This is a genomic window from Pseudomonas azerbaijanorientalis (genome assembly GCF_019139795.1).
GTDB lineage: Bacteria > Pseudomonadota > Gammaproteobacteria > Pseudomonadales > Pseudomonadaceae > Aquipseudomonas > Aquipseudomonas laurylsulfatiphila.
Window position 1 is genome coordinate 2,676,612 of the sequence record NZ_CP077078.1, and the last position, 24,401, is coordinate 2,701,012.

At 60.1% G+C, this 24,401-nt stretch carries 16 protein-coding genes and 1 pseudogene; 7 read left to right on the forward strand and 10 right to left on the reverse strand.

What is annotated here, in order from left to right; translation table 11 throughout:
- Positions 1–281: 281 nt before the first annotated feature.
- From KSS91_RS11865 to KSS91_RS11890, 6 genes and pseudogenes are all read right to left on the reverse strand, one after another.
- Positions 282–8,957, reverse strand: coding sequence for a glycoside hydrolase family 94 protein (locus KSS91_RS11865; RefSeq protein ID WP_217838050.1), 8,676 nt, complete (start codon positions 8,955–8,957; stop codon positions 282–284).
- A gap of 203 nt (positions 8,958–9,160) precedes the next feature.
- Positions 9,161–10,597, reverse strand: coding sequence for an NAD(P)-binding protein (locus KSS91_RS11870; RefSeq protein WP_217838051.1), 1,437 nt, complete (start codon positions 10,595–10,597; stop codon positions 9,161–9,163).
- A 206-nt stretch (positions 10,598–10,803) separates the two neighbouring features.
- Entirely contained in the window at positions 10,804–11,259 is a 456-nt protein-coding gene (locus KSS91_RS11875) for a VOC family protein (protein WP_217838052.1), read from the reverse strand.
- Positions 11,260–11,311: 52 nt separating this feature from the next.
- A complete protein-coding gene (gene otnI / locus KSS91_RS11880; protein WP_217838053.1) occupies positions 11,312–12,115 on the reverse strand; it encodes a 2-oxo-tetronate isomerase in 804 nt (267 codons plus the stop codon).
- Positions 12,116–12,194: 79 nt separating this feature from the next.
- A pseudogene (locus KSS91_RS11885) lies at positions 12,195–12,278 on the reverse strand (aldolase); the annotation flags it as partial.
- A gap of 15 nt (positions 12,279–12,293) precedes the next feature.
- On the reverse strand, positions 12,294–13,175 hold the full coding sequence (locus KSS91_RS11890) for an alpha/beta fold hydrolase (protein ID WP_217838054.1): 882 nt from the start codon (positions 13,173–13,175) through the stop codon (positions 12,294–12,296).
- A gap of 129 nt (positions 13,176–13,304) precedes the next feature.
- On the opposite strand from KSS91_RS11890, the gene KSS91_RS11895 reads away from it, so the two are divergent.
- From KSS91_RS11895 to KSS91_RS11920, 6 genes are all read left to right on the forward strand, one after another.
- Complete coding sequence (locus tag KSS91_RS11895) at positions 13,305–13,895, forward strand: CGNR zinc finger domain-containing protein (RefSeq protein WP_217838055.1); 591 nt, start codon at positions 13,305–13,307, stop codon at positions 13,893–13,895.
- Between the two features lie 242 nt (positions 13,896–14,137).
- Positions 14,138–14,569 carry a YMGG-like glycine zipper-containing protein gene (locus tag KSS91_RS11900; protein WP_217838056.1) on the forward strand — a complete coding sequence of 144 codons (432 nt, stop codon included), beginning with the start codon at positions 14,138–14,140 and terminating at the stop codon, positions 14,567–14,569.
- Between the two features lie 331 nt (positions 14,570–14,900).
- The gene (locus KSS91_RS11905; protein ID WP_217838057.1) at positions 14,901–15,743 is read left to right on the forward strand and encodes a DUF6502 family protein; all 843 of its coding nucleotides are present in this window, start codon (positions 14,901–14,903) and stop codon (positions 15,741–15,743) included.
- Positions 15,740–17,407 carry a DUF5666 domain-containing protein gene (locus tag KSS91_RS11910; RefSeq protein WP_217838058.1) on the forward strand — a complete coding sequence of 556 codons (1,668 nt, stop codon included), beginning with the start codon at positions 15,740–15,742 and terminating at the stop codon, positions 17,405–17,407. Before KSS91_RS11905 ends, KSS91_RS11910 begins: the two co-directional genes overlap by 4 nt.
- 102 nt (positions 17,408–17,509) lie before the next feature.
- Positions 17,510–18,259: a hypothetical protein gene (locus tag KSS91_RS11915; RefSeq protein WP_126045467.1), complete on the forward strand. Its 750-nt coding sequence runs from the start codon at positions 17,510–17,512 to the stop codon at positions 18,257–18,259.
- Between the two features lie 401 nt (positions 18,260–18,660).
- Positions 18,661–19,203 (forward strand): hypothetical protein, encoded by a 543-nt coding sequence (locus tag KSS91_RS11920; RefSeq protein WP_217838489.1) that lies wholly within the window; start codon positions 18,661–18,663, stop codon positions 19,201–19,203.
- Positions 19,204–20,018: 815 nt separating this feature from the next.
- On the opposite strand, the gene KSS91_RS11925 is transcribed toward KSS91_RS11920, so the two are convergent.
- The 3 genes from KSS91_RS11925 to KSS91_RS11935 form a co-directional block, all read right to left on the reverse strand.
- Complete coding sequence (locus KSS91_RS11925) at positions 20,019–20,225, reverse strand: co-regulatory protein PtrA N-terminal domain-containing protein (protein WP_015094726.1); 207 nt, start codon at positions 20,223–20,225, stop codon at positions 20,019–20,021.
- A 90-nt stretch (positions 20,226–20,315) separates the two neighbouring features.
- The gene (locus KSS91_RS11930; RefSeq protein WP_217838059.1) at positions 20,316–20,969 is read right to left on the reverse strand and encodes a hypothetical protein; all 654 of its coding nucleotides are present in this window, start codon (positions 20,967–20,969) and stop codon (positions 20,316–20,318) included.
- Positions 20,970–21,166: 197 nt separating this feature from the next.
- Positions 21,167–21,463, reverse strand: coding sequence for a hypothetical protein (locus KSS91_RS11935; protein ID WP_217838060.1), 297 nt, complete (start codon positions 21,461–21,463; stop codon positions 21,167–21,169).
- Positions 21,464–22,194: 731 nt separating this feature from the next.
- Between KSS91_RS11935 and KSS91_RS11940 the strand changes: the two genes are divergently transcribed.
- Positions 22,195–22,899 carry a response regulator gene (locus KSS91_RS11940; protein ID WP_015094728.1) on the forward strand — a complete coding sequence of 235 codons (705 nt, stop codon included), beginning with the start codon at positions 22,195–22,197 and terminating at the stop codon, positions 22,897–22,899.
- Here the strand turns inward: KSS91_RS11940 and KSS91_RS11945 are convergent.
- Complete coding sequence (locus KSS91_RS11945) at positions 22,896–24,383, reverse strand: sensor histidine kinase (protein ID WP_217838061.1); 1,488 nt, start codon at positions 24,381–24,383, stop codon at positions 22,896–22,898. The genes KSS91_RS11940 and KSS91_RS11945 overlap by 4 nt on opposite strands.
- Between the last annotated feature and the right edge of the window lie 18 nt (positions 24,384–24,401).

Here is a 24,401-nt window from a genome sequence, read left to right on the forward strand (position 1 = left end):
CCGAAGCAGTTGCTGCCATCTGCGATGCTCAAGGGAGCGACGCTGCCTCTGCAGCGCCGAACGTTGGAGGTTGTATGAGCAAGCACATTGACCCGAATCTTCGCCAGGGCCCTGGCAAGCCCACTGCGAAACAGCCACAGAGCACGCCGGTCCCCCTGCATGACAAGCCCGGGCAGGCTGCCAACCCTCCCGTACACATCAAACTGGGCGAGGCCTTGCAGCCGCACCACCAGGGCCCGAGTCATCCAGTTTGAATCCAGGCCCGCCTAGAGCGCTGCCTCTCAGCGCTCAAGATCGGCTTCGACGGTTCTATCCCACCCTGGGGTTTCGGGTTGCTGCGCTTTTACCGGGCAGGTCACCACGACCTGATGTTCTGTGCCGTCGTCGAGCAACTCCAGCGTGTCGTTGCCCAGCAGCTCGCCGTCCAGCGTGATCGAAGCTGTAGTGCTCGTGCCGGGGCGTACATGGATATGGTAATGCGTCGCCCCATAGCGGTAGCGCAGCGTGTAGCCGGGCCAGCCCTGCGCCAGCAGCGGCAAGATGTGCAATGCAGTCCCGACCCGCTGCAATCCGAGCAATGACTCGACGATGAACCGGTACGTCCAGCCGGCCGACCCGGTGTACCAGGTCCACCCCCCACGGCCTGCATGGGGCGGCGTGCCGTAGACGTCGGCAGCCATGACATAGGGCTCGACCTTGTAGGTTTCGAGCCGCTTGGCGACTTCATGGCCGGCGGGGTTGATCATGTTGAGCAAGCGCCAGGCGCTGACGTTGTCGCCAAGCTCGGCGAACGCCATTCCGGCCCAGACGGCGGCATGGGTGTACTGGCCGCCATTTTCCCGTACGCCCGGCACATAGCCCTTGATATAGCCGGGCTCGAGCGAGCCTGTGTCGAAGGGCGGATCGAGCAGCAGGACCGCGCCTGTGTCGGGCCGTACCAGATGCTGCTCGAATGAAGCCATGGCCGTGCGGCGCCGCGTTGGCGAGGCGGCCCCCGACAGTACCGACCAGCTTTGCGAGATCGAGTCGATACGGCATTCGTCATTGTTGGCCGAGCCCAGGACCTGGCCGTCGTCGAACCAGGCGCGCCGGTACCATGAACCGTCCCAGGCATGCTCTTCCAGACTGGCTTGCAGCAAGGCGGCCTGCCGGGTACAACGCTGTGCGAAAGCAGGGTCGCCATGCAATTGGGCTGTGATGGCAAACTGCTGCAACACATCAAAGCTGAAGAAGCCCAGCCACACGCTTTCCCCTTGGCCCAAATGGCCGACCCGATTCATTCCGTCGTTCCAGTCGCCCGTGCCCATCAAGGGCAGGCCGTGGCTGCCGCGCTGCAGGCCGTTTTCGATGGCGCGTACACAATGCTGATAGAGGCTTTCTTCGAGGTGTGATTTGCCCGGCAGGTCGTAATAAGACTCTTCCCCGGCATTGAGCGGTCGGCCTTCAAGGTATCCCACGGGTTCGGCCAGCACGCTGAGGTCGCCGGTGACGCTGACATAGTGGCTGGTCGCCAACGCCAGCCACAGATAATCGTCCGAACAGCCACTGCGCACCCCCCGATCGAGCGGCGGGTGCCACCAATGTTGCACGTCGCCTTCGGCATATTGATGGGCTGCACACAGCAACAAATGGCCACGTACGCTGGCGGGATCGGCATGGATCATCGCCATGCTGTCTTGCAGTTGATCGCGAAAGCCGATGGCCCCGCCGGACTGGTAGTAACCGCTGCGAGCCTGGAAGCGACAAGCGATCACCTGGTACATCAGCCAGCCATTGACCATGACATCGATGCTCGGGTCGGGGGTCTGGACCTGAATCACGCTCAGTTGCGAACGCCAATGCTCGCGTACCGCCTCGAGTTCTGCGGTGGCCGCCCCCAGGCCACGGTACTGTTGAACCAGGCGCAGGGCTGAGGTGGTATCCCTGGCGGCACCGAGTCGGAAGACCACGTCCTGGTCGTCTCCGTTGTCGAGGTCGAGGGTCACTTGAATCGCCGCACAGGGATCCAGGCCACCACCGGTTCGGCCCGACAGGCGTGCCTGCTGCAGTCCGGCAGGCGCCTTGAGGCTGCCGTTGCGGCCAATGAACTCGGTGCGATCACCGCTGATGCTGGTGGCGGTCGAGTCGGTATCAAGGAACGCCACCCGTTCGCAAAACTCGATCGAATAGGCGTTCCTGGCGAAAAATGCTCCGCTGCTGGGGTCGGCTTCCGTCACCACATGCATCGCCGATTTGCTGCGCAAGTCGCCCAGCACCCACTCGACATAGCAGGTCGTCGACAGGCGCCGGGCGCGCCCTGAGCGGTTGCGAATCTGCAAGTGCGAGAACTTGATCGAAGCATCCAGCGCCACGTACACCCACAACTCGGTGTGGATACCGTCTTCATCGTGCTCGAAGACGCTGTAGCCGAAACCGTGCCGGGTGCGGTACGCGCCAGTACCGGGACAAGGCTGTGGCGTCACCGACCAGAAATGCCCGGTTTCTTCATCGCGCACATAGATCGCCTCGCCGCTGGCGTCGGTGAGCGGGTCGTTATGCCAGGGGCTCAGGCGGAATTCGTGAGCGTTTTCCATCCAGGTGTAAGCGCCCCCACTTTCGGATATCACCGTACCGAAGTGCGGGTTGGCCAACACGTTGGCCCATGGCGCCGGTGTCGGCCTGCCCGGCTGCAAGGTCATGACATATTCGCTGCCATCGGCACTGAAGCCGCCATAGGCGTTGCCCAGGAGCAAACCTTCGATGGCGGGCAGGGTAGCGGCCGCTTTTACCTGGCGCTTGAGCGTGGGCACGAATGCCGGGTAGGCCGGGCTTGCGTGACGCCGATGGACCTGCTCGGCAATGCTGCCATTGCCTTCGCTCAGCACCAGGCGCGCCACCGATAGGATCAGCGTACGGTCCTCGTTCGACAACTGCTGTGCGGGACGCACGAAAATGCCTCCGGGACGGTCGATCAGCGAAGCTTCGCTGCCGGACGTCACCACCCCCATGATCAAGTCCTGGAGTTGCTGGCGATAGCCGGCCTGGTCTTCGTTCCAGATGACCAGGTCCACCATCAGTCCCTTTTGCCGCCAGTAGGCGTGGGCCTTGACCATCTGGTGCACGAGTTCGATGTTGTCGACGGTGGCGATCTGCAGCAGAACGATAGGCAGGTCGCCGGAGATCGCCTGGCCCCAGAGGCTCGATTGATTGCGTCGGTTGGCCATCAGGACGCTGTTTTCCGCGCGTAACGAAGCATTGGCGTAGAGGATCGAAGAGGCCATCTGTTCGAACAGGCGCCCATCTTCCGGCGAGACATTGAGTTGGCGCAGCAACACCTGGCTGTGGGTCCATGCCAGGTCGAAGACGCGGTCGGCGAGGTGCCGGTCGCGGTATTTATTGATCAGGTACAGACAGTCCTCACGGCTGTCCGCGATGCCGGTCACCAGGTCAATGGTCGCCGTTTGTCCGGGTTCCAGGGTGATACGGCAGCGGATGGCCACGATCGGGTCCAGCACCGAGCCTGCGGTGCCGGACAACTGCTCGACATTGCCATCGAGCGCCGCCGGTGCTGCAACGTTGCGTCCGCGGCCAATGAAACGCGCTCGATCGGTCTCGTAGGAAATGGCGTCGATGTCCACGCCATGGGCGGCCAGCAGGTGGCACATCCAGGGGACGGCTTCCTCACTGGAGCGCCGCCTGCGGGTGCAGACGATGGCCTGCAGCGCCGGTAACAATTCGGTCTGCACGAACAGGTTGCTGAAGGCCGGATGCATGGCATCACTGATTGCCGGGGCCAGGACCACCTCGGCGTAGGTGGTGAGCTCCACGCTACGGCGCACGCGACTGCGGTTGGTGATGTGCAGCCGGCGCAGTTCGATATCGTCTTCGGGAGACACGACGATCTCGGTGTGGGTATCGAAGTCGAGCTCGCGAACACGAAACTCGGCCCGGGCATCGCTGAAAATCGCTTCATGGCTTTCTGGCTTGTGCCGGGTCGGCTGGTGGGCCGAGGACCAGAACACGCCGCTGCTGACATCGCGCAGGTAGCAGAACATGCCCCAGTTGTCGCAGGTCGCGTCTTCATGCCAGCGGGTCACGGCGATGTCGTTGCAGCGGCTGTAACCACCGCCGGCACTGCTGAGCATGACGTGGTAACGGCCGTTGGACAGTAGCTGGACGGCGGGGCGCTTGCGCCCGGGATCGGCGAACACTCGCAGCCTGGTTTCCTGCGCGCGTCCGTTTTCATCTGTGGCAGGTGCCAGGGTTGCATGCAGGTAAGGTGCGGCGGTTTTGGGGACGCGTTCCTGCAGCAACAGGATGGTCGCCTGGAAGGCCGGGATCGACTCAAAGCGTCGCTGCATGGGCCGGTCCAGCAGCAGGCTGGTCAAGGCCAGCAGGCTCATGCCCTGATGGTGTGCCATGAACGAGCGCACGACCGCATAGCGCTGGCCGCGTGGCAGGCGTGCCTCGGTGTAGTCGACCGCTTCGTACAGGCCATAGCGGCCGGCCGACCCTTGGGCCGCCAGGCGTTGCAGGTTGCGGCAGGCCGCTTGCGGCTCGACCATCAGCGCCAGGGCGCTGGCGTACGGCGCAATCACGGTATCGTCGGCCAACCCGCGCTTGAGGCCAAGGCCAGGAACACCGAACGCCCGATACTGATAATTGAAGTGGGCGTCCAGGGTGTTGTAACCCGACTCGGACACGCCCCAGGGGATGCCCAACAGGTTGCCATGCTCGATCTGCAAGGCTACGGCCGCGCGGCAAGTCTGCTCCAGCAGCGTACCTTCGTAGCTGGGCATGACCAGGTTGGGCATCAGGTACTCGAACATCGATCCGGACCAGGAAAGCAATACCGGTACCCCCCGATTGTTGCTGAGCAAGCGTCCGAGGGTGAACCAGGCCTGTTGCGGCAGCTGGCCCTGGGCGATGACCACGAAATTGGTCAGGCGAACCTCTGACGCGAGCAGGTCGTAATAACCGTTGTCCAGCCTGCGCTCGTCTGCGTTGTAGCCTATCGAGAACAGGTCACGTTGAGCATCGTAGAGGAAGGTGAAGTCCATGCTCGCCAGTGACGCGGACAGTTCGACCAGACGCTCAAGGTGGCTGATTCGTGCGCGCGCCAGGCGTTGTACCGCCTGCACTTGCGCCTGATCGGCAGGCTGCCACAGCGTGCAATCGAGCTCGGCCATTTGCCGCAGGCTGAGTGCTGGTGCTGGTGCTGGTGCTGGTGCTGGTGCTGGTGCTGGTGCCCGGGCGGGTGCCAATGGCAGCTCGAAGCGCAGTCGTTCTGCCCGCAGATCCGCACACTGCGCCTGCAATGCCTGCAGCCAGTAGTGTGCTTCTTCAGTAGCGGTGTCGATTGCCAAGGCATCCACCAGATCGAGTACTTGCAGGAGGTTGTCCGGGGTGTCCTGGGTCATGGCCAAGGTCACCTTCGCGCGCAGTTCAAGCACGGCGCGGTCATCGAGGTTGCCGTCCTGTAACGCCTGCTGCAGCACATCGAGGGTGTCGCCCAGACCGCTGAGGGTGCGTTGATCGAACAGGGGCGTGTCGACCAACCCCAGCAGCCCCGGCCGCAGGGTGAGCAGCAGACCCGCCAGGTTGCCGCTGTCCACGGTGGACACATACCGAGGTGCCAGCGGCAGGAGTGACTGGGTGTCGTACCAGTTGTAGAAGTGCCCATGGTGTCGCTCAAGACCGGCCATGCACTCAAGCGTGGCAGTGACGCGTTCAAGCAGGCGCCCGGTACTCAGGTAACCGAAATCGTGGGCCGCCAGGTGCGAGAGCAAGGCCATGCCCATGTTGGTCGGTGAGGTGCGATGGGCAATGGTTGGCTTGGGTATCTCCTGGACGTTGTCCGGCGGCAACCAGTTGTCCTCAGGCCCCACGTACCGATCGAAGAACGCCCAGGTCCGGCGTGACAGCATGCGCAGGAAGCGCAGCTCTTGCACTGACGGGTCAAACCCCGCCGGGGTTGTCGGCAGGCTGATCCACCAGGCAATCGCCGGACTTACCAGCCACACCAGCAGCAAGGGAGCCGCCAGTGCGAGTACATGAAGAGAGGGGAGCAGGGCCACGAATAGAATCAGCGCCAGCGCAGGGGCAATCCACATGCTTTTATACATGCCGGACAGATCGTTGCCACTGGAGCGCTCGACTTCACGAGACGGTTGCCATTGCAGCAGGCGGCGCTTGCTGATCAGCATGCGCCACAGTGAGCGGGCAATCGCATCGAAGCTCAACAACGCATCGGACGGCAACCAGACAAGCGACAACAGCGCGCGCATGAAATGCTGGCCCGAAGTCCGTAATGCCGCACTCAGGTGTTGCCCCAATGGAATATCGGCAGCTTTCTGTACCAGCGCCAGTACCGACTGCAGCAAGGGTTGGAGAAATACCAGGATGACCACCGCCAATGTCCAGGAGACGGCCTCGCTCGAACCCAGCCAGCCCCATGTCAGCATGACCAGGAAGGCGCCTGGCTCCAGGCTGCGGCGCAGATTGTCAAAAATCTTCCAGCGGGCAAGGTTGCAAAGAAGGTTGGGCGCAAATCCTCCCTGGGGTTTCGGTGCCCACGGCAAGGCCCAGTACAGCACTTGCCAGTCCCCGCGAATCCAGCGGTGTCGGCGCTTGGCATCGGCGCTGTAGCGAGACGGGTATTCCTCATACAGCTGTACATCGCTGAGCAGCCCGCAGCGGGCATAGCAGCCTTCGATCAGGTCGTGGCTGAGAATGCGGTTGTCGGGCAGGCAGCCCTCGAGTGCCTGTTCGAAGGCGTCGACGGCATAGATGCCCTTGCCGATGAAGGAACCGTTCTGGAACAGGTCTTGATAAACATCGGAGACGGCACGGGTATAAGGATCGACACCGGCATCGCTGCCAAACAGGCGGGCGTAGGTCGAGCGTGCCGTGCTGGGCAGGCTGATCCCCACGCGTGGCTGGAGGATGGCGTAACCGCTGACGATCTTGCCGCTTTGTTCATCGAATACCGGATGGTTCAGCGGGTGCATCATCGCACCGATGCACTGGCGCGCGACATCCCGGGGCAGCAGGGTATCGGTGTCCAGGGTGATGACGAAGCGCACCGAACCCAGTGGCGCGACATCACCGACGATCAATGCAAAGCGCAGCTGTCCTTTACCTCGCAGCAACGCGTTGAGCTCGGCGAGCTTGCCGCGCTTGCGTTCATGCCCCATCCATACCTGCTCGGTCGCGTTCCAGTGCCTGGGCCTGTGCAGCAGGAAGAACCGGTCGACCTGGCCATCGGCATATTTGTGGTTGAGCGCCTCGATCAGTTGGCGCGCCAGGGCGAGCAATTCGGCATCCTCGGGCATCACCTCGGCAGGGGCGTCCATGAAGTCACTGAGCAGCGCAAAATGCAGGTTGGCATCGCGATTGGCCAGGAATCGCACTTCCAGGCCTTCCGCCAGGGCCTCGATGTCGCCGGCGTTGGCAAACATCGTCGGCACCGCCACCAGCGTTCGCGCCTCGGCTGGTATGCCCTTGCTGTAATCCAGGCGCGGCAACAGCGACGGGACTACCGTAAGCGTCACCAGCCAGTTGACCAGCCCGATCGCCAGGCGGCTGGTCATCAATAACGCGGGCACGGCGAGCAGGACCAGGCTCCACAATGGCGTGCCGCTGTGATAGGCACTGCCGAGAAATGGCCAGGCCAGCAGCAGTGTCAGCAGCAGGGAAGGGCACAGGTAGAACTTCAACGGCGCGCTCTGCAGCAGTCGCTTCCATCGCTCGTGTAGCGGCATGCTGGCGTGCAGCGCCTGCTCCAGGCTGAGCAACCCGTCAGCCACCAGGTAATAGCCCACATGCCCGGTTACATGGGCCGTGGGCTGTGTGCTCGCGGCCAGTTCAATGGTGGCTTGTGCCACCCTGGTTTCGGAGTGCACGCAATGCCGGGCGAGGCGTTCGACCACATGGCGGTAACGGTCACGGGTGGCAAAGTCCATTTTCGCATAGACGCCTGCCGGGTCCGTGCGCAATACCTGTTCGACATGGCTGAGCAGCTCGACGAACTCGCGCCAGTCGGTCGCTGCCAGCAAGCGCAAGCTGGCGATGCTGTTGCTGATGGACACCTGATCACCGGATTGCTGCTGGGCATCCATCTGCACCAGGCGTTCGACCGTAAGGCCGGACTCACCGAGCGTTTGTTCTATCCACGCCATGGGCAATATCAGCGCGGCGCTTTGTCCGTGCAGTCGGCGCGCCAGTTCCGCAACGAAGGGTGGCGTCATCGGCGGCGCCGATCGCGCCATGTCGGCAACGGTCAATACCACGCTCTTGGCGTCGCGCTCGGCCATTTCGATCAAACGATCGGCCCAGTCATCGGCAAGGTTACGGTCATCCCGGTTGGCCATGACCCGGGATGCCACGCGCCGCAAGTTCTCGATCAGCGCCAGGCGCAGCATGATCGGGATCGCCCATAGCTCGCCCAGGGTCAGCGGCGTGATGGTCTGATAAGAGGCGATGAAACAGTTCAGGCTTGGCGCGTCGACCCGGCCATCGCCGTGCGCGATGGTTTCCAGGGCTATGTCGTAGACCCGCGGCAGGCCTGCCGAAGGGCCTTCGGCCAAGCGTGGCAGCTCGCGGCTATAGCCGTCGGGCAGGTGGGTCCTGGCGGTACGGATGTTTTCTTCGATCAGGTAGAAGTTGTCCAGCAGCCATTCCGCCGCAGGGGTCAGGCGTCGGCTGGACAATTGCACGGTCTTGAGCGCTGCGCAGCTACGTTCCAGAAGCAGTTGGTTGTCAGTCAGACGGCCCAGCAAGGCATCCTTTTTTGAAAGGCGCCCGAGCAAATGCTGGCGTGCCAGCACGATGCCGTGGTCTGCCATCTGCTGCGCATTGAACAGGTCGGCACGCAGGATGGGCTCGTACTCGAACTTGTGCCGTGCTGCACTCCACCTGAGCCAGATGGCCGGTGAGCGCCAAAGGCTGGACAGCGTGCGAGTCAGGATATTTTGCATGAATTCCTTCGTACGACCCGCGCAGGGCAGGTCGCTTGTGGAATGAAGGCGGTTCTACGCCAGGCCAGGTGTGCGGGGCATTGCGCCGCCGGGCGCTGCATTCCACCGACGAGTGTGGAGGATTCATCGCGGCGAAGTCTGTTCGCTAGCGAACATAGGCCATGTCAAACGCGGGGGCTGGGCCACTCAGGGTGTACAGTCGCTCAGGACTCCTGCGCTAAACCTGCTACGGCCTGCAAGAGCCGGGGCATGTTTTCCAGGGCTTTTTTTCTGGCTTCAGTAAACCGGTTCAACACTGCAAGCTTTTCAGGATCCCCCTCCTGCAGGCTTCTCAACACGGTTGGCAAAAGGTGCAAATGGCACTGCGCAAGCCAGTTGGACAGCCCCGCATGGTGCTTCCATTGCCGTTGATTGCCAAGATAAGCGGCCCACATCCTGACCCAGTCCACCGGTGAGCGTGGCAATGGGACAAACCCGCATAGTTTGTTCATCTGCATTTGATCGTCGAGGTGGCTTTCCACGTAGGCGATGACTGCGGCACTGAACAGGATCTGATAACTGCTGACTGTCACCAGGTTGATACGATTGCCATCAAACGCTTTCACGCTTCCCTCAGGAATAATCGGGACAGCGCTGGCGCTGCAGTCGATGTAAAGGGCGTCGGGATCTGCAGCGATGCTGCCCTTTTCGAGGGATATACGGCTGGCTTCAATCGCGAAAACCCGCCCCAGGCGTACGACATTGCTTATGCGCCGTAGCGCACGCAATTCCCCCTGTGAAATGGTCGCAGCGCGGAAGGCGGTGGGTTCGACAGCTTGATCGATGCGCAACAGTTCGCCGGCACTTTCGAGTCTGAGGAAGAGGTCCGGGATCGAATCTGCAGCACCTATCGCTTCGAACTGGTTCGCGAGACTACCGATCGTTCGTACAACATTCTCCTGGCCGGGTTGAAAGTTGGCGCGATCCAACAGCCAGGGGGCATTTGGAACAATCCATTGGATCCTGTCGGGTGCCACGCCATTGTGCAGCAGCCACAGACAGGCATCGATGCCGGTCTTTCCTCCTCCCACCACCACGTAACGCGAGCAAGGCTGTCCGATCCTTGGCAAGTCGTTGAGCGGTATGCACCGTATACCGGGCTCTACCCGGTAATGCGGTGGATGGGTCGAAGGAACGGCTGTCTGTGCCATAGTCGCATCCACCAGCTTCCTTAGTACCCGGACAGCCTTGCTTTCGCCGGTAAGCAAGGAGGTGATGCAATGACTATCGCTGCGATCACCTTCGTAGTTGTGCATCGGAAAATAGTGCACCCGACCTGACGGCAAGAATCGATGATGCATGAGCTGATCGAAGTAACTGACAACTTCGCTGCCTGAGGCCAATTCATATAAGCCACCGCCCCATTCGGATTCGTCCTTTTGCCCAGACCCCAACTCGCAGGAGTTGACACCATAGAAGGCAGACGGCTGGTGCAAGCGGACGAACGAGTAGGCATCGTTCCAGTGTCCACCCGGTTGAGCGTGTCGATCCACCATCAGCACATTCGCATCCGATTGATCGAGCAACGTATCGACGAAGGCCATGGCTGTTGCCCCCGCGCCGATCACCAGATAGTCCGTCTCCAGGGTGGTTGTGTTCATTGGAACGCCCTAATGAAGGTTGAACGTACTCCTCCATCGAATCAGGCTAGTTCTTTTCGCTCGTCGTAAAAGAACAGTTGCTCCTTGTCTACATAGCCAACAGGTTTAAAGATTCTCCAGAACCCATGACACTTAATCTGCCTGTTTGTCAAAGGGGCGAATTGAAAGAACCCACAGCCGCAAGCAGGCGTTCATCGCCCAGTCACTCAGGCAAATGCAGCCTCTACAAATGCCTCTAGCGCCTTGTCTTCCAGGATTTCGATAGAGAAGTGCCCGAAGCGCTTGGGCAACCAGACAATGCTTGTCCCGGACGGGGATTGCAGGTTCGCGCGGGCCAATGGCTTGCCGTTTTCATCTTCTGGCTGAACACCGGCGGCCATCAGTTCGTCATAGGCCTTCTCGATATCCGGCGTCGAATAGCAATGGCGATAAATCATCCCTTCACCCGAGGCGTCCAGTAGCTCCCTCAGGTTCCCGGCCAGCGGCTGTACCAGCATGAAACGCTCTTGGCCGATCAGCGCAATCGCGTAGCGCACGTGCAGGCCACCTCGTTCCCAGACGAGCGTTCTGGAGATCCTGGCGTTCAGGATCTGTGCGTAGTAAGCACAGGCTTCGTCGAGATTGTTGACCAGTACATCGATGTGACTGAACTTCAGTTCCATTGCATGCCTCCTGCTGCCCCGGCGTCCTGGTGACCCATGAATGAAAAGCCGTCTATGCCTGGCCTTGGCTTGACCGACCCTGCCAATCGCGCAGCCATTGCAAGCCTTTGGAGGTGTCGCCGCGTGGCCGGTACTCGCAACCCACCCAACCGCTGTACCCCAGTTGATCGATCAGCTCGAACAGGTAGGGATAGTTCAGCTCGTTGTTCATGTCCGGTTCGTGGCGATCCGGCACGCCCGCGATCTGGATATGGCCGATGCCGGCGATATCCCGTCGCAGCTTCGTCGCCACGTCGCCCTCGACGATCTGGCAATGGTAGACGTCGAACTGGACCTTGAGGTTGGCCTGGCCGACCGCTTTGCAGATAGCCTGGGCCTGATGTTGGTGGTTGAGGAAAAACCCCGGCATGTCGCGGGTATTGATCGGCTCCAGCAATACGGTGATGCCAGCCTTGGCCGCTTGTGTCGCTGCGTGGCTGAGGTTTTCCAGGTAGGTTTGCTGGTGCCTGGCGCGATCCGCTTCGTTGGCCAGCAGCCCGGCCATGACATGGATGCGGTCGTTGCCCAGTACCGCGGCGTATTCCAGGGCCTGGTCGAAACCGGCGCGGAACTCCGACTCACGGCCCGGCAAGGACACGGTGCCTTTTTCGCCAGCCGCGATATTGCCAGGCGGTGCGTTGAACAGGGCCTGGACCAGGCCATTGTCGTCGAGCCGCTGTTTCAATTGCTGTGGGCTGTAGTCGTAGGGGGACATGTACTCTACTGCCTGAAAACCATCGGCGGCGGCTGCGGCGAAACGGTCGAGAAAGTCATGTTCGGGGTAGAGCATGCTGAGGTTGGCAGCGAAACGAGGCATGAAGACTCCAGCGGTCAAAAAAATCTGTGGGTTGCCACTGCACACCCAAGGCTTCGTGCAATTCATCCAGCGCCTGGGGCAGCGGCGGCAGGATGTCATCCTCGTGCCAGACACCGGCCAGCGTCAATGCCACCCGGTGGCTCGAGTGGGTGTGGACCACGCCTCGTCTGCGCACCTCTCAGTCGAGATGGCTGCCCACCACCTCGACTATCCGCTGAGCAATCTGCACGGCGTGGGTCTCCAGCGCGAAGTGGCCGGTATCGAGCATCTCGACCACCGCATCGGGGTTGTCACGCTTGTAGGCCTCGGCACCAGGCGGAATGAAAAACGGATCGCCCTTGCCCCAGATCGCCAGCGTCGGCACCTGGGCATCGCGCAAGAATTGCTGGAACGCCGGGTACAGCTTCAGGTTGTTCTGATAGTCATAAAACAGGTCGAGCTGAATGTCCTTGTTGCCGGGTCGTTCCAGCAATAGCGCGTCCAGATGATAACCCTCGGGTGCAATGAGATCGGGGTTGCTCACACCTTCCACATACTGCCAGCGCGTGCCTTCCAGGTGCAGGATGGCATCGTGGATCACCTGGCGGTTGGCGGGTGACGGCTCGTCCCAATACCGGCGGATCGGCGCCCAGGCATCCCCCAGGCCTTCGAGATAGGCATTGCCGTTCTGCGAAACGATCGCGCTGACCCGCTCCGGGTACGCCAGCGCCAGGCGCAGGCCGACCGGCGCCCCATAGTCGAAGAAGTACATCGCATAACGCTTGAGGCCCAGCACATCGACGAACTGGCGGATCGTCTCGCCGATGGCATCGAAGGTGTAGACGTAGTGGCGTTCGGCGGGCACCTCGGTGAAACCGAAACCGGGCAGATCCGGCGCAATCAGGCGGTACTTGTCGGCGAGCCGCGGGATCAGGTCCCGGAATTGGTGCGACGAGCTGGGAAAGCCGTGCAACAGCAAGAGTACGGGAGCGTCGGCAGCACCGGCCTCGCGGTAGAAAACCCTGATGCCGTCGGCTTCGACGAATTTGCAGACTACGGTGGTGTGCGGGAGCGTGGTCATGACGGATCTCCAGTGTAACTTGTTAAATTTGTTTTTACGGGTTACCTGTTTTTATTTTGCACGGACTTTGTAACTGGTCAATTCTTTTTTATGGGTTACAATCCGTGTATTGATTCCCGGGAGATCTCCATGACTGACGCCGTCACCACGCCTGGCTTGCCCGTACCGCTGGTGCTGGCCGACCATCCGGCGCTGGATCTGCTGAACACCCGAATGGTGGTCGAAGGCCTGCGGCGTGACCTGCTCAACAGCGATGCCGACGCGGCGCGCTGGCTGGAGCAGATCGGTTTCGGTCTGGCGACGGACGTGGCGGAGGGTGACGGGCAGTTGCTTGCCCGATTGCGCAAGCTGCGCGACTGCATCGAGAGCCTGCTCGCTGCCCGTCGAGAGAATCGCGTGGCGGATCCGGAAGCGCTCAATGCCTTTCTGCTGCGGGTCGTGCCGCAACTGGTGTGGGAGGAGGCGGGCGCGCCGGTGCTGGATCGCTTGCACCAGGGCGATGCCGGCCACCAGCGTCTGGGCAGGCTCGCTTACGCTGCTGCGCAGTTACTGGCCGAAGGCGATTTCAGCCTGGTACGCAAATGCGAAAGCGCCGAATGTTCATTGATGTTTTACGACCGCACCAAATCCCACAAACGACGCTGGTGCAGCATGGCGCTGTGCGGAAACCGGCATAAGGTCGCCGAATTCCGCAAGCGACGCCAGGGTGTCGCGGACTGAAGGGCATAACGCTGCGCGGTATTGGCGGGGCTGATTGGTTTCCGGAGTCGAGTCCTTTGACATCAGGATTTCGAGTGATCCTGATGGCGCCGCTTGAGCCCCGGGACAGGGGAGTTGATCGATAGGCGGTTCTGCTACCCACCGATTGGCTGATCCAATCCCATGCACGGCGAATATCTGTTGACCGGACTGTTTCGTACCAACAGACTTCCGTCTTTTGTGTATTCCTAAAGGTCTGTCTGATGCGTAAGTCATTCACTGTCGTGGCATTAAGCCTTCTTGTATCGCAGTACTCCCTCGCTGGCGAAACCACCAATACGGCTATCGGTGGCGGTGTCGGCGGCGCCCTTGGCAGCGTGGTCGGTCAGGCTGTTGGAGGTAGCACTGGCGCTGCAATCGGAGCCGGCGTCGGTGGCGCGGCCGGGGGCGCAATGACCGCCAAGAGTGGCAAGAAGACCGAGTCCGCTATTGGCGGAGGTCTCGGTGCAGCGGGTGGCCAGGTCATCGGCAACAGTGTCGGTGGTTCCACCGGTGGTCTGATCGGCGCGGGTCTGGGCGGCGCAGCAGGGGGTGCGATCGGCAACAATATGGCCGATGACGACGACCACCACGATTCCGGCTACAAGCACAAGAATAAACACAAGAACAAACATAAACACAAACATCACGACTGATCGCGGGTGCGAGGCAGAGCATTCGGAATGCTTTGTTTAAAAAAGGCGAGTGGGCATGGCGCTTAATGCCGATCAGTCAAGCCGAGACTAAGCCGAGACCCTGAACCTGTGGCGAGGGAGCTTGCTCCCGCCGGGCAGCGAAGCGGCCCTGACAAATGGGCCTGCTGCGCAGTCCAGCGGGAGCAAGCTCCCTCGCCACAGGTCGCAGTGGGTATCCATGCAGAAGCGGGGGAACCGGTTCCGCATGGGAGCACGCAAAAGATACTGCCTGCATTCATGGGAATATTTCCCACGCAGCTATACTGGGGTTAACTGTCCAGGAATGCGCTGAATGCAATCGTCTACCTTGCCCACCTCGCTCCTCAAAGCCTTGCGCCATGTCATGCGGCCGCTGGTACGCCTGATGCTGCGCAAAGGCGTCACGTACCTGGTTTTCGCCGACCTGCTCAAGGAGGTTTTCGTCGATGTGGCGGACCGTGAGTTCCGTCTGGACGACAAGGCACCGACCGACAGCCGCATCAGCCTGCTCACTGGCGTGCACCGCAAGGACGTACGGCGTTTGCGTAACAGCGGCGACCCTGCCACTTCCACGCTTCCGGAAAACATCACCTTCGGTGCGCAACTGGTCAACGCCTGGACCAGTGCACCCTATTGCAACGACGCCGGCCAGCCATTGCCGCTGCCTCGCTTGGCCAGTGTCGGCGGCGACCGCTCCTTTGATGCTCTGGTGGCGAAGGTCAGCACGGACATCCGGGCGCGGGTGGTGCTGGACGAATGGCTGCGCCTGGGCGTCGTGCGCCTTGACGAACAAGAGCGTGTGCACCTCGAAGCCCAGGCCTTCGTGCCGCAAAAGGGCTTCGATGAGAAAGCGGCTTACCTGGGGCATAACCTGCACGATCATGCCTGCGCTGCGGTACACAACTTGAGCGGCGAAGCCCCGGCCTTTTTTGAACGTAGCGTCCACTATGACGCACTGGCCCCGATGAGCGTCGAGGCGCTGCGCGAGGCCGTTGCCAGCGAGGGAATGCAGGCCCTGTTGAGCTTCAACCGACTCGCCGCCGAGCTGGAATTTCGCGACCTGCCCAGCCTCGAACCGCGCCAGCGCATCACGGTCGGCCTGTACTTCTACACTGAAGCTTGCGATCCCAACTCACCGACGGCTCCCAAGCCATGACCATCAATCTGCGCCTGATTCGAGCAGCCGCCCTCGCTCTGGGCCTCGGGTTTGCGATTGTGTTGCAAGCCGCGCCGACCTGTGTCAGCCAGAATGACGCGGGCAGCAGTGAAGTGCCTCTTATCCAGGCTCCGGGTGGCACCGGCGGTACGGGCGCGGCGCCTGGCGGCACGGGTGGTACTGGCATCAGCACCGACAATGGCGGAGTGGGCGGTACCGGCGCACCGCTGAACAAACGCCCCGGCGGCATTGGCGGCACCGGTGCCGTTGCCGGCGGCGTGGGTGGCACGGGCATCAACAACGACAACGGCGGGATCGGTGGCACCGGCATTGTCGGCACCATCACCGGGTTCGCCTCGATCTGCGTCAATGGCATGGAAGTGCACTTCAACAAAAACGTCCCTGTCAGCGAGAACGGCATTGCCGCCACCAGCACCCGTCTGGCAGTTGGCCAGGTGGTTGCCGTGGAAGCGTTCAATTCCCGGCGCGGTCTGGAGGCCGGGCGCATTGCTATCCTGCATGTCTACGAAGGCCCTTTGACAGCCCTGCCCAGAGACTCCATGCCCATGCGGGTCATGGGCCAACCGGTGCGCCTGGCCAACGGTGCTCAAGTCGCTCCCGGCCTGCGTGCGGGTGATCCCGTACGGGTCAGCGGGCTGCGCGATGCCCGGGGTGAAGTGGTGGCCAGCCGCATCGACCGTGCGCCCGGCCTCAAGGAGGCCAGCGCCATCGGCCCGATCGATCGCAGCGGTTATCTGCAGGGCCTCAAACTCGGCAACCATCCGGGACCGGCGCAGGAAATGCTGGTGCGCGGCCAGTGGTCGGGCCGCGAGCTGGAGGTGAGCCAAAGTCGCCCCGACCCGAGCCTGCCTTTCATTGGCCGTGCACACAATGCGGTGATCGAGGGCCTGGTACAGGGCCGGCAGGACAGTCGCCTGGTGGTGGGCGGCTTTAAAGTGACGATGGCGCGCGACACCGTGTTTGTCGGTGTGCAGTCATCGCAGTTGACGCTGGATCGACGCGTGCGGGTCACCGGCGTGTTCAGCGGCGCACGGGAGGTACAGGCCACGCGTATCGAATTGCCCCGCGAGCGCTCCGATTCGCCAGCCGGCAACCAGCACGGGCGGATTCGAAACAGCGAGCAAAACACGGACGACTCAAGCGGCTCGGGCAATTCGGGCAGCTCGGACGATTTCAACAGCGCCGGCGACTCGAGCGGCTCCAACAGTTCCGGCAACTCGCGGGATTCGGGGAACTCGGGCAGTGACAGGAGCGGCCGTTCCGAGAGCGGTGGCAGCGTCGTCGACGATACTCGCCACGGGGGCAATGACAGTCATGGTGGTGGCGACAGGATCGAACGCGTGGACGTGGACGTGGACGTGGACGTGGACAAGTCCGGCAAGTCGGAGCGTGTCGAGAAGATCGAGCAATCCGGCAAAGTCGAGAGAGTGGAGAGGGTAGAGAAGGTAGAGAGGGTAGAGAAAGTCGAAAAAGTCGAAAAAGTCGAAAAAGTTGAACGTCCGGAGAAAGTCGAGAAAGTCGATCGGCCAGAAAAGGTTGAGAAAGTAGACAAGGTTGATCGGCCAGAAAAAGTCGAAAAAGTCGAAAAGGTCGAAAAAGTGGAGACCGTTGAAAAAGTCGACCGCTCTGGCAAGTCGGGTTAAACAGTGAAGGCATGATGCACTTGCGCCATAAGTCACTAGGCTGTGTAAGTCACGCAACAAAGCCTGCGTGTGAACTTCGATGACGCAAGACACGAGGTGAACATGGACCCCAAGCGCATCCTGCTCGTCGGTTGGCTGGCCAGCCTGGCCTTGCCGGCCCTGGCCGATACCTTCTCGACCTCGATCGGAACCGACTACTCCCGGGGCGATTATGGCACCGGCACTACTTCCGAAACCTGGTACGTCCCGCTGGTGGGCAAATACGAAACCGGCCCCATGACCTACAAGCTCACTGTGCCCTGGCTGCGCATCACCAATCCTTCGGTCGGCCCTGACGGCGAGCCGTTGCCCGGCGGTTGCGACAAAGTGGAAAGCGGTTTGGGCGACACTGTCGCCGGTGCCGACTATGCCTTGCTTGACGGCAGTATTGGCGGGCTGTTCGTGGACCTGATCGGCAAGGTCAAGTTGGCCACAGCCGACGAAGACAAGTGCCTGGGCACCGGAAAAACCGACTATTCCGCCCAGGTCGATGTCGCCAAAGCCTTCGGCAGGGTGACCGGGTTCGCCACGCTGGGCTGGAAAAAATTCGGCGATCCGTCGGGCTCCGACTTCGACAACCCGATATTCGCCGGCCTCGGCTTCGCCATGCCCGTGTTCGCGCGCACTTCGGCGGGGGTGTCCTACGACTGGCGGCAGAAGGTCGTCTCCACGGGCGACCAGATCAAGGAACTCACCCTCTTCCTCACGCACAAGCTCAATCAGAACTGGAAGTTTCAGTTATATGCCGTCAAGGGGTTTTCCGACGCCAGCCCGGATGGCGAGGCTGGACTGGTGTTCACCCACACCTACTGATACCCGCCAGTTTCCTGGCCCCGATGGGTTTCGTCGTCTCAACCCAGGCCTTCGCCTGCTTCGGTTCTGATGGTCGGTGGTTGACACACGGGCTGACAGGCCTAATCTAAAAGTGTGGGAATATTTCCCACGCACGGATGCCGACTGGCTCTGAAGGATCGTTCGGAAACCGCAGTTGCTTGTTATTGCTGCAAATTAATGGCCGTGCCGGTTGGCTGGCCGCTCCAATGGGCGGCCGGGAACTCACTGGACATTGCGTTCGATACGGACATGACTACGCAACTCCAAGCGGAGGTGCATCATGCTTCTAAAAAAATGTTTGTTGGCTCTGGCAATTGGCGCAGTTCTGTCTGCATCGACTGTGCTGGTGCCCGATTACATCGGTAGCTTCTCCAGCGCTTATGCCAAAGATGGCGGCAGCGGTGGTGGTGGCGGCAGCGGAGGCGGAGGCGGTGGCGGTCACGGTGGTGGCGGTGGAGGCTCTGGCTCCGGAGGCGGCGGTCATGGTGGTGACGGCGGAGGCGGCCACGGTGGTAGCGGTGGTGGCAGTGGCTCCGGCAGTGGAGGTTCCGGAGGCGGTGGTCACGGTGGTAGTGGCGGTGGCGGTAACGCTGGCAGCGGCCATGGCGATGGTGGCGGTGATGGTGCCGCAGGACATGGCGGCAAGGGGCGCGGCGATGCTGACCATGGTGGTGTTGCCGGAAACGCAGGCCCAGGCAATGCCCGTGGCGATAAGGCTGACAAGGCTGACAAGGCTGACAAGGCCGATAGAGCCGACAAGGCTAATAGGGCTGACAACAATGCCGCAGATGCAGCCAGAGACGCTGCCAAAGCTGATGCAGACGCAGCCCGGGACGCTGCGAAAGCTGATGCAGATGCAACCCGAGATGCCGCCAGAGCTGCGGCTGATGCTGCCCGTGACGCTGCAAAAGCTGCAGGTGTAGCGGGTGCAGATGCAACCAGAGATGCTGCCAGGGCCGCTGCAGATGCCGCCAGGGACGCTGCCAAGGCAGACGCAGATGCAGCCAGAGATGCGTCCAGGGCTGCTGCAGATGCTGCCAGGAACGCCGCAAAAGCTGATGCGAACGCGGCCAGAGAGGCGGCCAAGGCCGATAAGAGGGCAGCCAGAGAGGATGTGGCGGATGCCCCGGACGCTCCAGACGCCCCGGATGCTCCCGATGCCCCAGACGCGCCGGATGTCGACGTGGTTGAGGCACGGAACTAGGCCTGCACGCTACACAACGGCAGGCATACCCATAGAAAACGTCCAGGGAATTTGAAGGGCGTATCGAAAAAAAAGTCGCAAACCCTGCAGGGTTTGCGACTTTTTTTTGGTTGTTCACGCAATTGCGGTGAACACCGATACCTGTAGGAGCGAGCTTGCTCGCGATGGAGGTCAACGATGATGCGGGGAGCCGGACACCCCGCGGTGCTCTCAGGTTTTTCGCGAGCAAGCTCGCTCCTACTGGGCCCACTGCGCAGAACCTGCGCTTGGCCTCTCGAGGGGGCGAGCACCGCAAAAATACCGCGAGGCGAGCTAACGCTCGACCTCGTTGTTTGGTGGTGTACGCATTCCCCCTGTAGGAGCTGCCGCAGGCTGCGATCTTTTGATCTTGATCTTCAGCAATTTTCAGATCGCAAAAGCAAGATCAAAAGATCGCAGCCTGCGGCAGCTCCTACAGATATTTCGTTATTTGTGTGCCCCGAAATGCCAGAGCAATCAATCCCGGCTTGTCAGCCTGCGCACGCGCTACACGGATCAGCCGTTGGTGCGATTGGTTGCCTTGGCCTTGCTTTGAGCTACAGCGGCTTCAGCCTTCTGCTTCTGCGCAACCTGGAAGGCTTCCATCGAGACCTTGCGGGCCGACTCCATGCGATTGAACGTCTTGTCACCACCACCGGTGGCCATCGCCAGAGAAGAAGCGGTAAGAGCGGCAATTACGAAGAGAGCTTTCATGGATTTCATTTGGATATCCTCAAGTGAGAAAGTGAAATGGGTAAACAGTGAAAAGCGCAATTTATTGGCCAAGGCTGAACGGACTTGTTCAACCTGGCTTCACCAGCCAGCCAGGGCGGCGTTTCTGGATCCCCAGGTGCGTTGCTCCATACGGCCCTCAGCGTCTTTGTTTTTCGCCCAGGCAGTGAGCAGCACCATCATTGCAAAGCCACCGACGATGAGAACCGGATAGGCTGCCAGCAACTCGACCAGCGAGTATTTCCAGGCCAGCGGACGACCGACACCGAGCATGGCGGCATAGAACCACGACACACCAGAGAGCGCGCCGGAGAACAGCGCCAGCATGCGCAAGTTGAAGGAGAGTTTGAGTATCGAACCGGCTTTTTTCAGCGCCGGCAATACAGCGCTATGCAACAGGAAACCGTTAAAGGTCAACAATACAACGATGCCGATTTTGGCTTGCAACTTTGGATTGAGGAAATATTCCATCCCCTTGCCGGCATAATCTATTCCGATAATACCAATGCCCGTAATCCAAAGAGCAACAAGTGCAAGTGATACGGTTTTTTGAAGGCTTTCCAGATGCGCGTCATCATGGTGACCCGACACATCCCCCTTCAGGAGTTGCTTGACCATGGCAATGTCACTGGTCAACACAAGCCCGATTGCAACGCAGCAGGCGATAAGATGGAAATATACAACGCCCAAGCGAACATATTCCGCGGCTGGCGAAGTCAGTATACCAAGATCCATGATTACCTCTTTGTACTCTTAGTGGATCAACATGACTTCAGCACGGCTTAGTTGAATTTGTCCGTTACTGACTGCAGTCAGGATCCAGAAATTTCTATTGTTTAATCTTGCGGCATTGTGCTGCGAAGAAAAAAGCGAGTTTAGCGAATGAACTTTTTGATCATTCGATTAGTTCCATTTTCAGGTAACAAAAAACCTCATTCGCACTGGGCGTCTATATGAGGTTTAACTTCCGCTTCTTGAGTCAGCTGAGCATCGGAGCCCGTGTGACCTGTTGCGTATTCTGAACGAAAAAAGCCGTCTCCGTTCATTTTTTGATCAATTTTGCTGACCAACGGCAGTACCGAAATTGATTTCATATTGCTATCGCCAGAGGGTGCAGCCAGCAGCACCACTGGCTTTCGGCGGGTCGGGAGGCGGATGAGAGCCCCGTCGATTTTTTCGTGTTTTTTTGCATATTCCAGGGTGAAAATCGGCGGTTGTAAGCCAATCAACCATCAAAAAAGCCCTGGTCGGGGTAAAAAACCAGGTTAATGCACTGACATTTTTTCCCCTCGAAAAAGCACATTCCGGACAGTTGATTGCGTCGGCATTAACAGAGCGGTCAACACCGCCTGGGAGGTGCTGCTGACTGACCCGTTTTTTGTCTTACCGAACCCGTTCGACCTCGCTCGGGCGCCACTCTTTCGTGAAGAACGACTCAAAGGGGCGGCCGCCGGTGACGTGTAGCCGTAGTAGAAGGCCGTGCGCGAATCAAGCGTGCGTGCGCGACTGACGGAAATTCCCAACGCGGCCTGTGACGATTACAACCCGCGAACGAACCCGTTACCGCGCCTTGAGCGATGCCTGACCTGAACGAGGTCGCCTGCGCGACCGCTTCGATTAACCTGGAGCGTCGCAGGTTTTGTCTATCCGGCGGGAGAGCCAGTGAGGTTGTTATATATAAGCAGGAGATCGACTGTTGGTCGGAAAAATGATGGATCGGGGCTTCATGAGGGTGCCTTGTTTTTGACGATTTTATAGCTAATATAAAACAATAGGTTAACGTCAAAAACTTCAGCTTGATGTGAGGGCGATTGCTTTTTGACGAACGGATTTCGTGCGACTTAAGTCTTATTTCCGAACGCCCCGGAGACTTGGACTTACGACCGGTGACCCGCGTCATCCCCGGTAACCTGCTATTAATCAATCAATGTTCGAGTGCTTATCTTTTCGGGAGCGTCTCATGAATCCAGTCATTCGCATCGGCATTGCCGACGATCATCCGTTGTTGCGTGAGGGCGTTGCCAATACGTTGAGAAAACGGGCGGATCTTCAGGTCGTGGAGCAGGGCGTCAATGCGCAGGATGCCAGGGATATTGCCCAGAGGGCGCTCCCGGACGTGATGCTGATGGACGTCAATATGCCGGGCGATGTTTTCGCCGCGGTGCGGTTCATTTCCACTGAATTACCGGATGTGAAGGTGCTGATGCTGACGGTTTCAGAATCCGAAGATCACGCCTATTCGGCACTGGAGGCCGGCGCGCGCGGGTATGTTTTGAAAGGTGTCAGCGGACCGGAACTGGTCTTTGCGATCAGGTCGGTTGCCAAGGGTGAGACGTATATCACCCCCGAGTTTGCCAATAAGCTGCTGAGTAACTTCAAGAAGCGCGCAGCGGAGATTCACAAGATTGATCTGACCCATCGCGAGGAGCAGGTCATTCGTGAAGTTTCAAAGGGGCTGACCAATAAGGAAGTTGCGTCAAAGCTGTTGATCAGCGAAAAAACCGTCAAGCACCACATGACTTGCGTGATGCAGAAGCTGCACGCTCGAAATCGTGTCGAAGCGGTCACGGCCTTGCGGCATTACCGGGAGCGCGAAGTTGTCGGGCGACTTCACATCAGCGCAGGGACAACACAAGGGATGCCCGGAGCGGCTCCTGACTACTAGAGTTTGAACTGTGCATTGACCGAAGTACCCGAGGTGCTGGAGTCGATGCTGAACAACCCGCCCAGCGCTTCAATGCGATAACGCAAACCGGCAAGCCCCAATCGGGTTCTACCGGATTTCTCGAGCAGCATGGCGTCCGCCGCCATGCCCGGACCACTGTCCCGGACACTGATGTCCAATACGTCATCAACGTATTGAGCCTGGATGACCTGACCCTCGCCGTTGGCATGCCGGTAAGCGTTGTTGAGGGCTTCTTGCACAAAACGGTACAAGCAGAGTTTGAGCGGCAGCGGCGCGGCCTCCGGTAGCGACCCCAGGGTTAATGTGACCCTGGTGCCTGTGCGCTGCTCGTGCCGTTGCGCCACCAGTTGCAACTCTTCCACCAGACTCAAATCGTTGATTTCCGGAAGCGCCAGGCCCCGTGATAGATCGCGGACTTCACGCAAGGCGTCGGTGGCGGCACCACGAATGGTTTCCAGCGACTCTTGATCGACAGCCGAGCAGTTTTCCACCAGATCGTCGAGTCGGATCAGGATCAGAGTCAATAACTGCGCCGGCCCATCGTGCAAGTCCGCACCAATGCGCCGCAAGGTGAGTTCGTTGACCCGGGAAAACTCTTGGGTAGCCGTCGCCATCTTGCGCTGGAGCGCGGCAATGCCGATGCGCAGGCGGGTTTGCTCCTTCAGCCGTACGCGCAGTGCCACTTGTTGTTGCTGGATAATCTTGTCGCCGCGTCGCACGATGAAGAAAAGCAGCGTCAGCATGGCCAGTGTCGCAGTGCCGACAACTATCCATACCTGCTGTCGGACCCGATTGATCTCGCGCTTGAGACTGTCGGCCCTTTCATAAAACTCGCCTACCGCGATGACTTTCCTGGAGTCGAAGTCCCGCAGGGGCGCGTAGATCTCATAGAGCGGCAGGTTGAGCTTGCGCTCGAACACGTTTTCATCCTGGTCCAGTTCTTCAAGGTCGGTGACCACATTTCCCTTGAGCGCCTCGCTTATCTCGTCTGTCGGGAATTTGCGGTTGGTGATGGCTTTGTTCGTGCTGTAGAGCACCGTGCCATCCGCTCGCCAGATCTTGATCGAGACAATGTGCTGATTTAGCGAACGACTTTCCATCAGGCGGTCCAGGGACTGGATACTTTCAGCCGAGAGGCTGTTGTCCCGCCCCATCTCCTGCACATAGGGCTCCAGAAAAGCTTCCATGTAGTGGGCGCCCGCTTCTGCCGCGCTCTGTACCGCGGCGCTTTCTATTCGTGTGCTCACCAGTTTGCCGACGAAGAACATGGTCAGTCCCAGGATCAGTGCGGCGGCAATGACAAACTGGGTCGAGCGACTCAGCTTGCGCGTCTGGGCCGCTATCCGGGTGCGCCAATTTCCCTTGCCATCGACATTGGAAACAGAGGCAGGTCCGACCAAAGTTTCAGGCTCGTCTGCGATAAAAGTCTCGTTTTTTGATTCGACCTTTGCATCTTTTGCCATGGCCTTGATTCCCTGAAC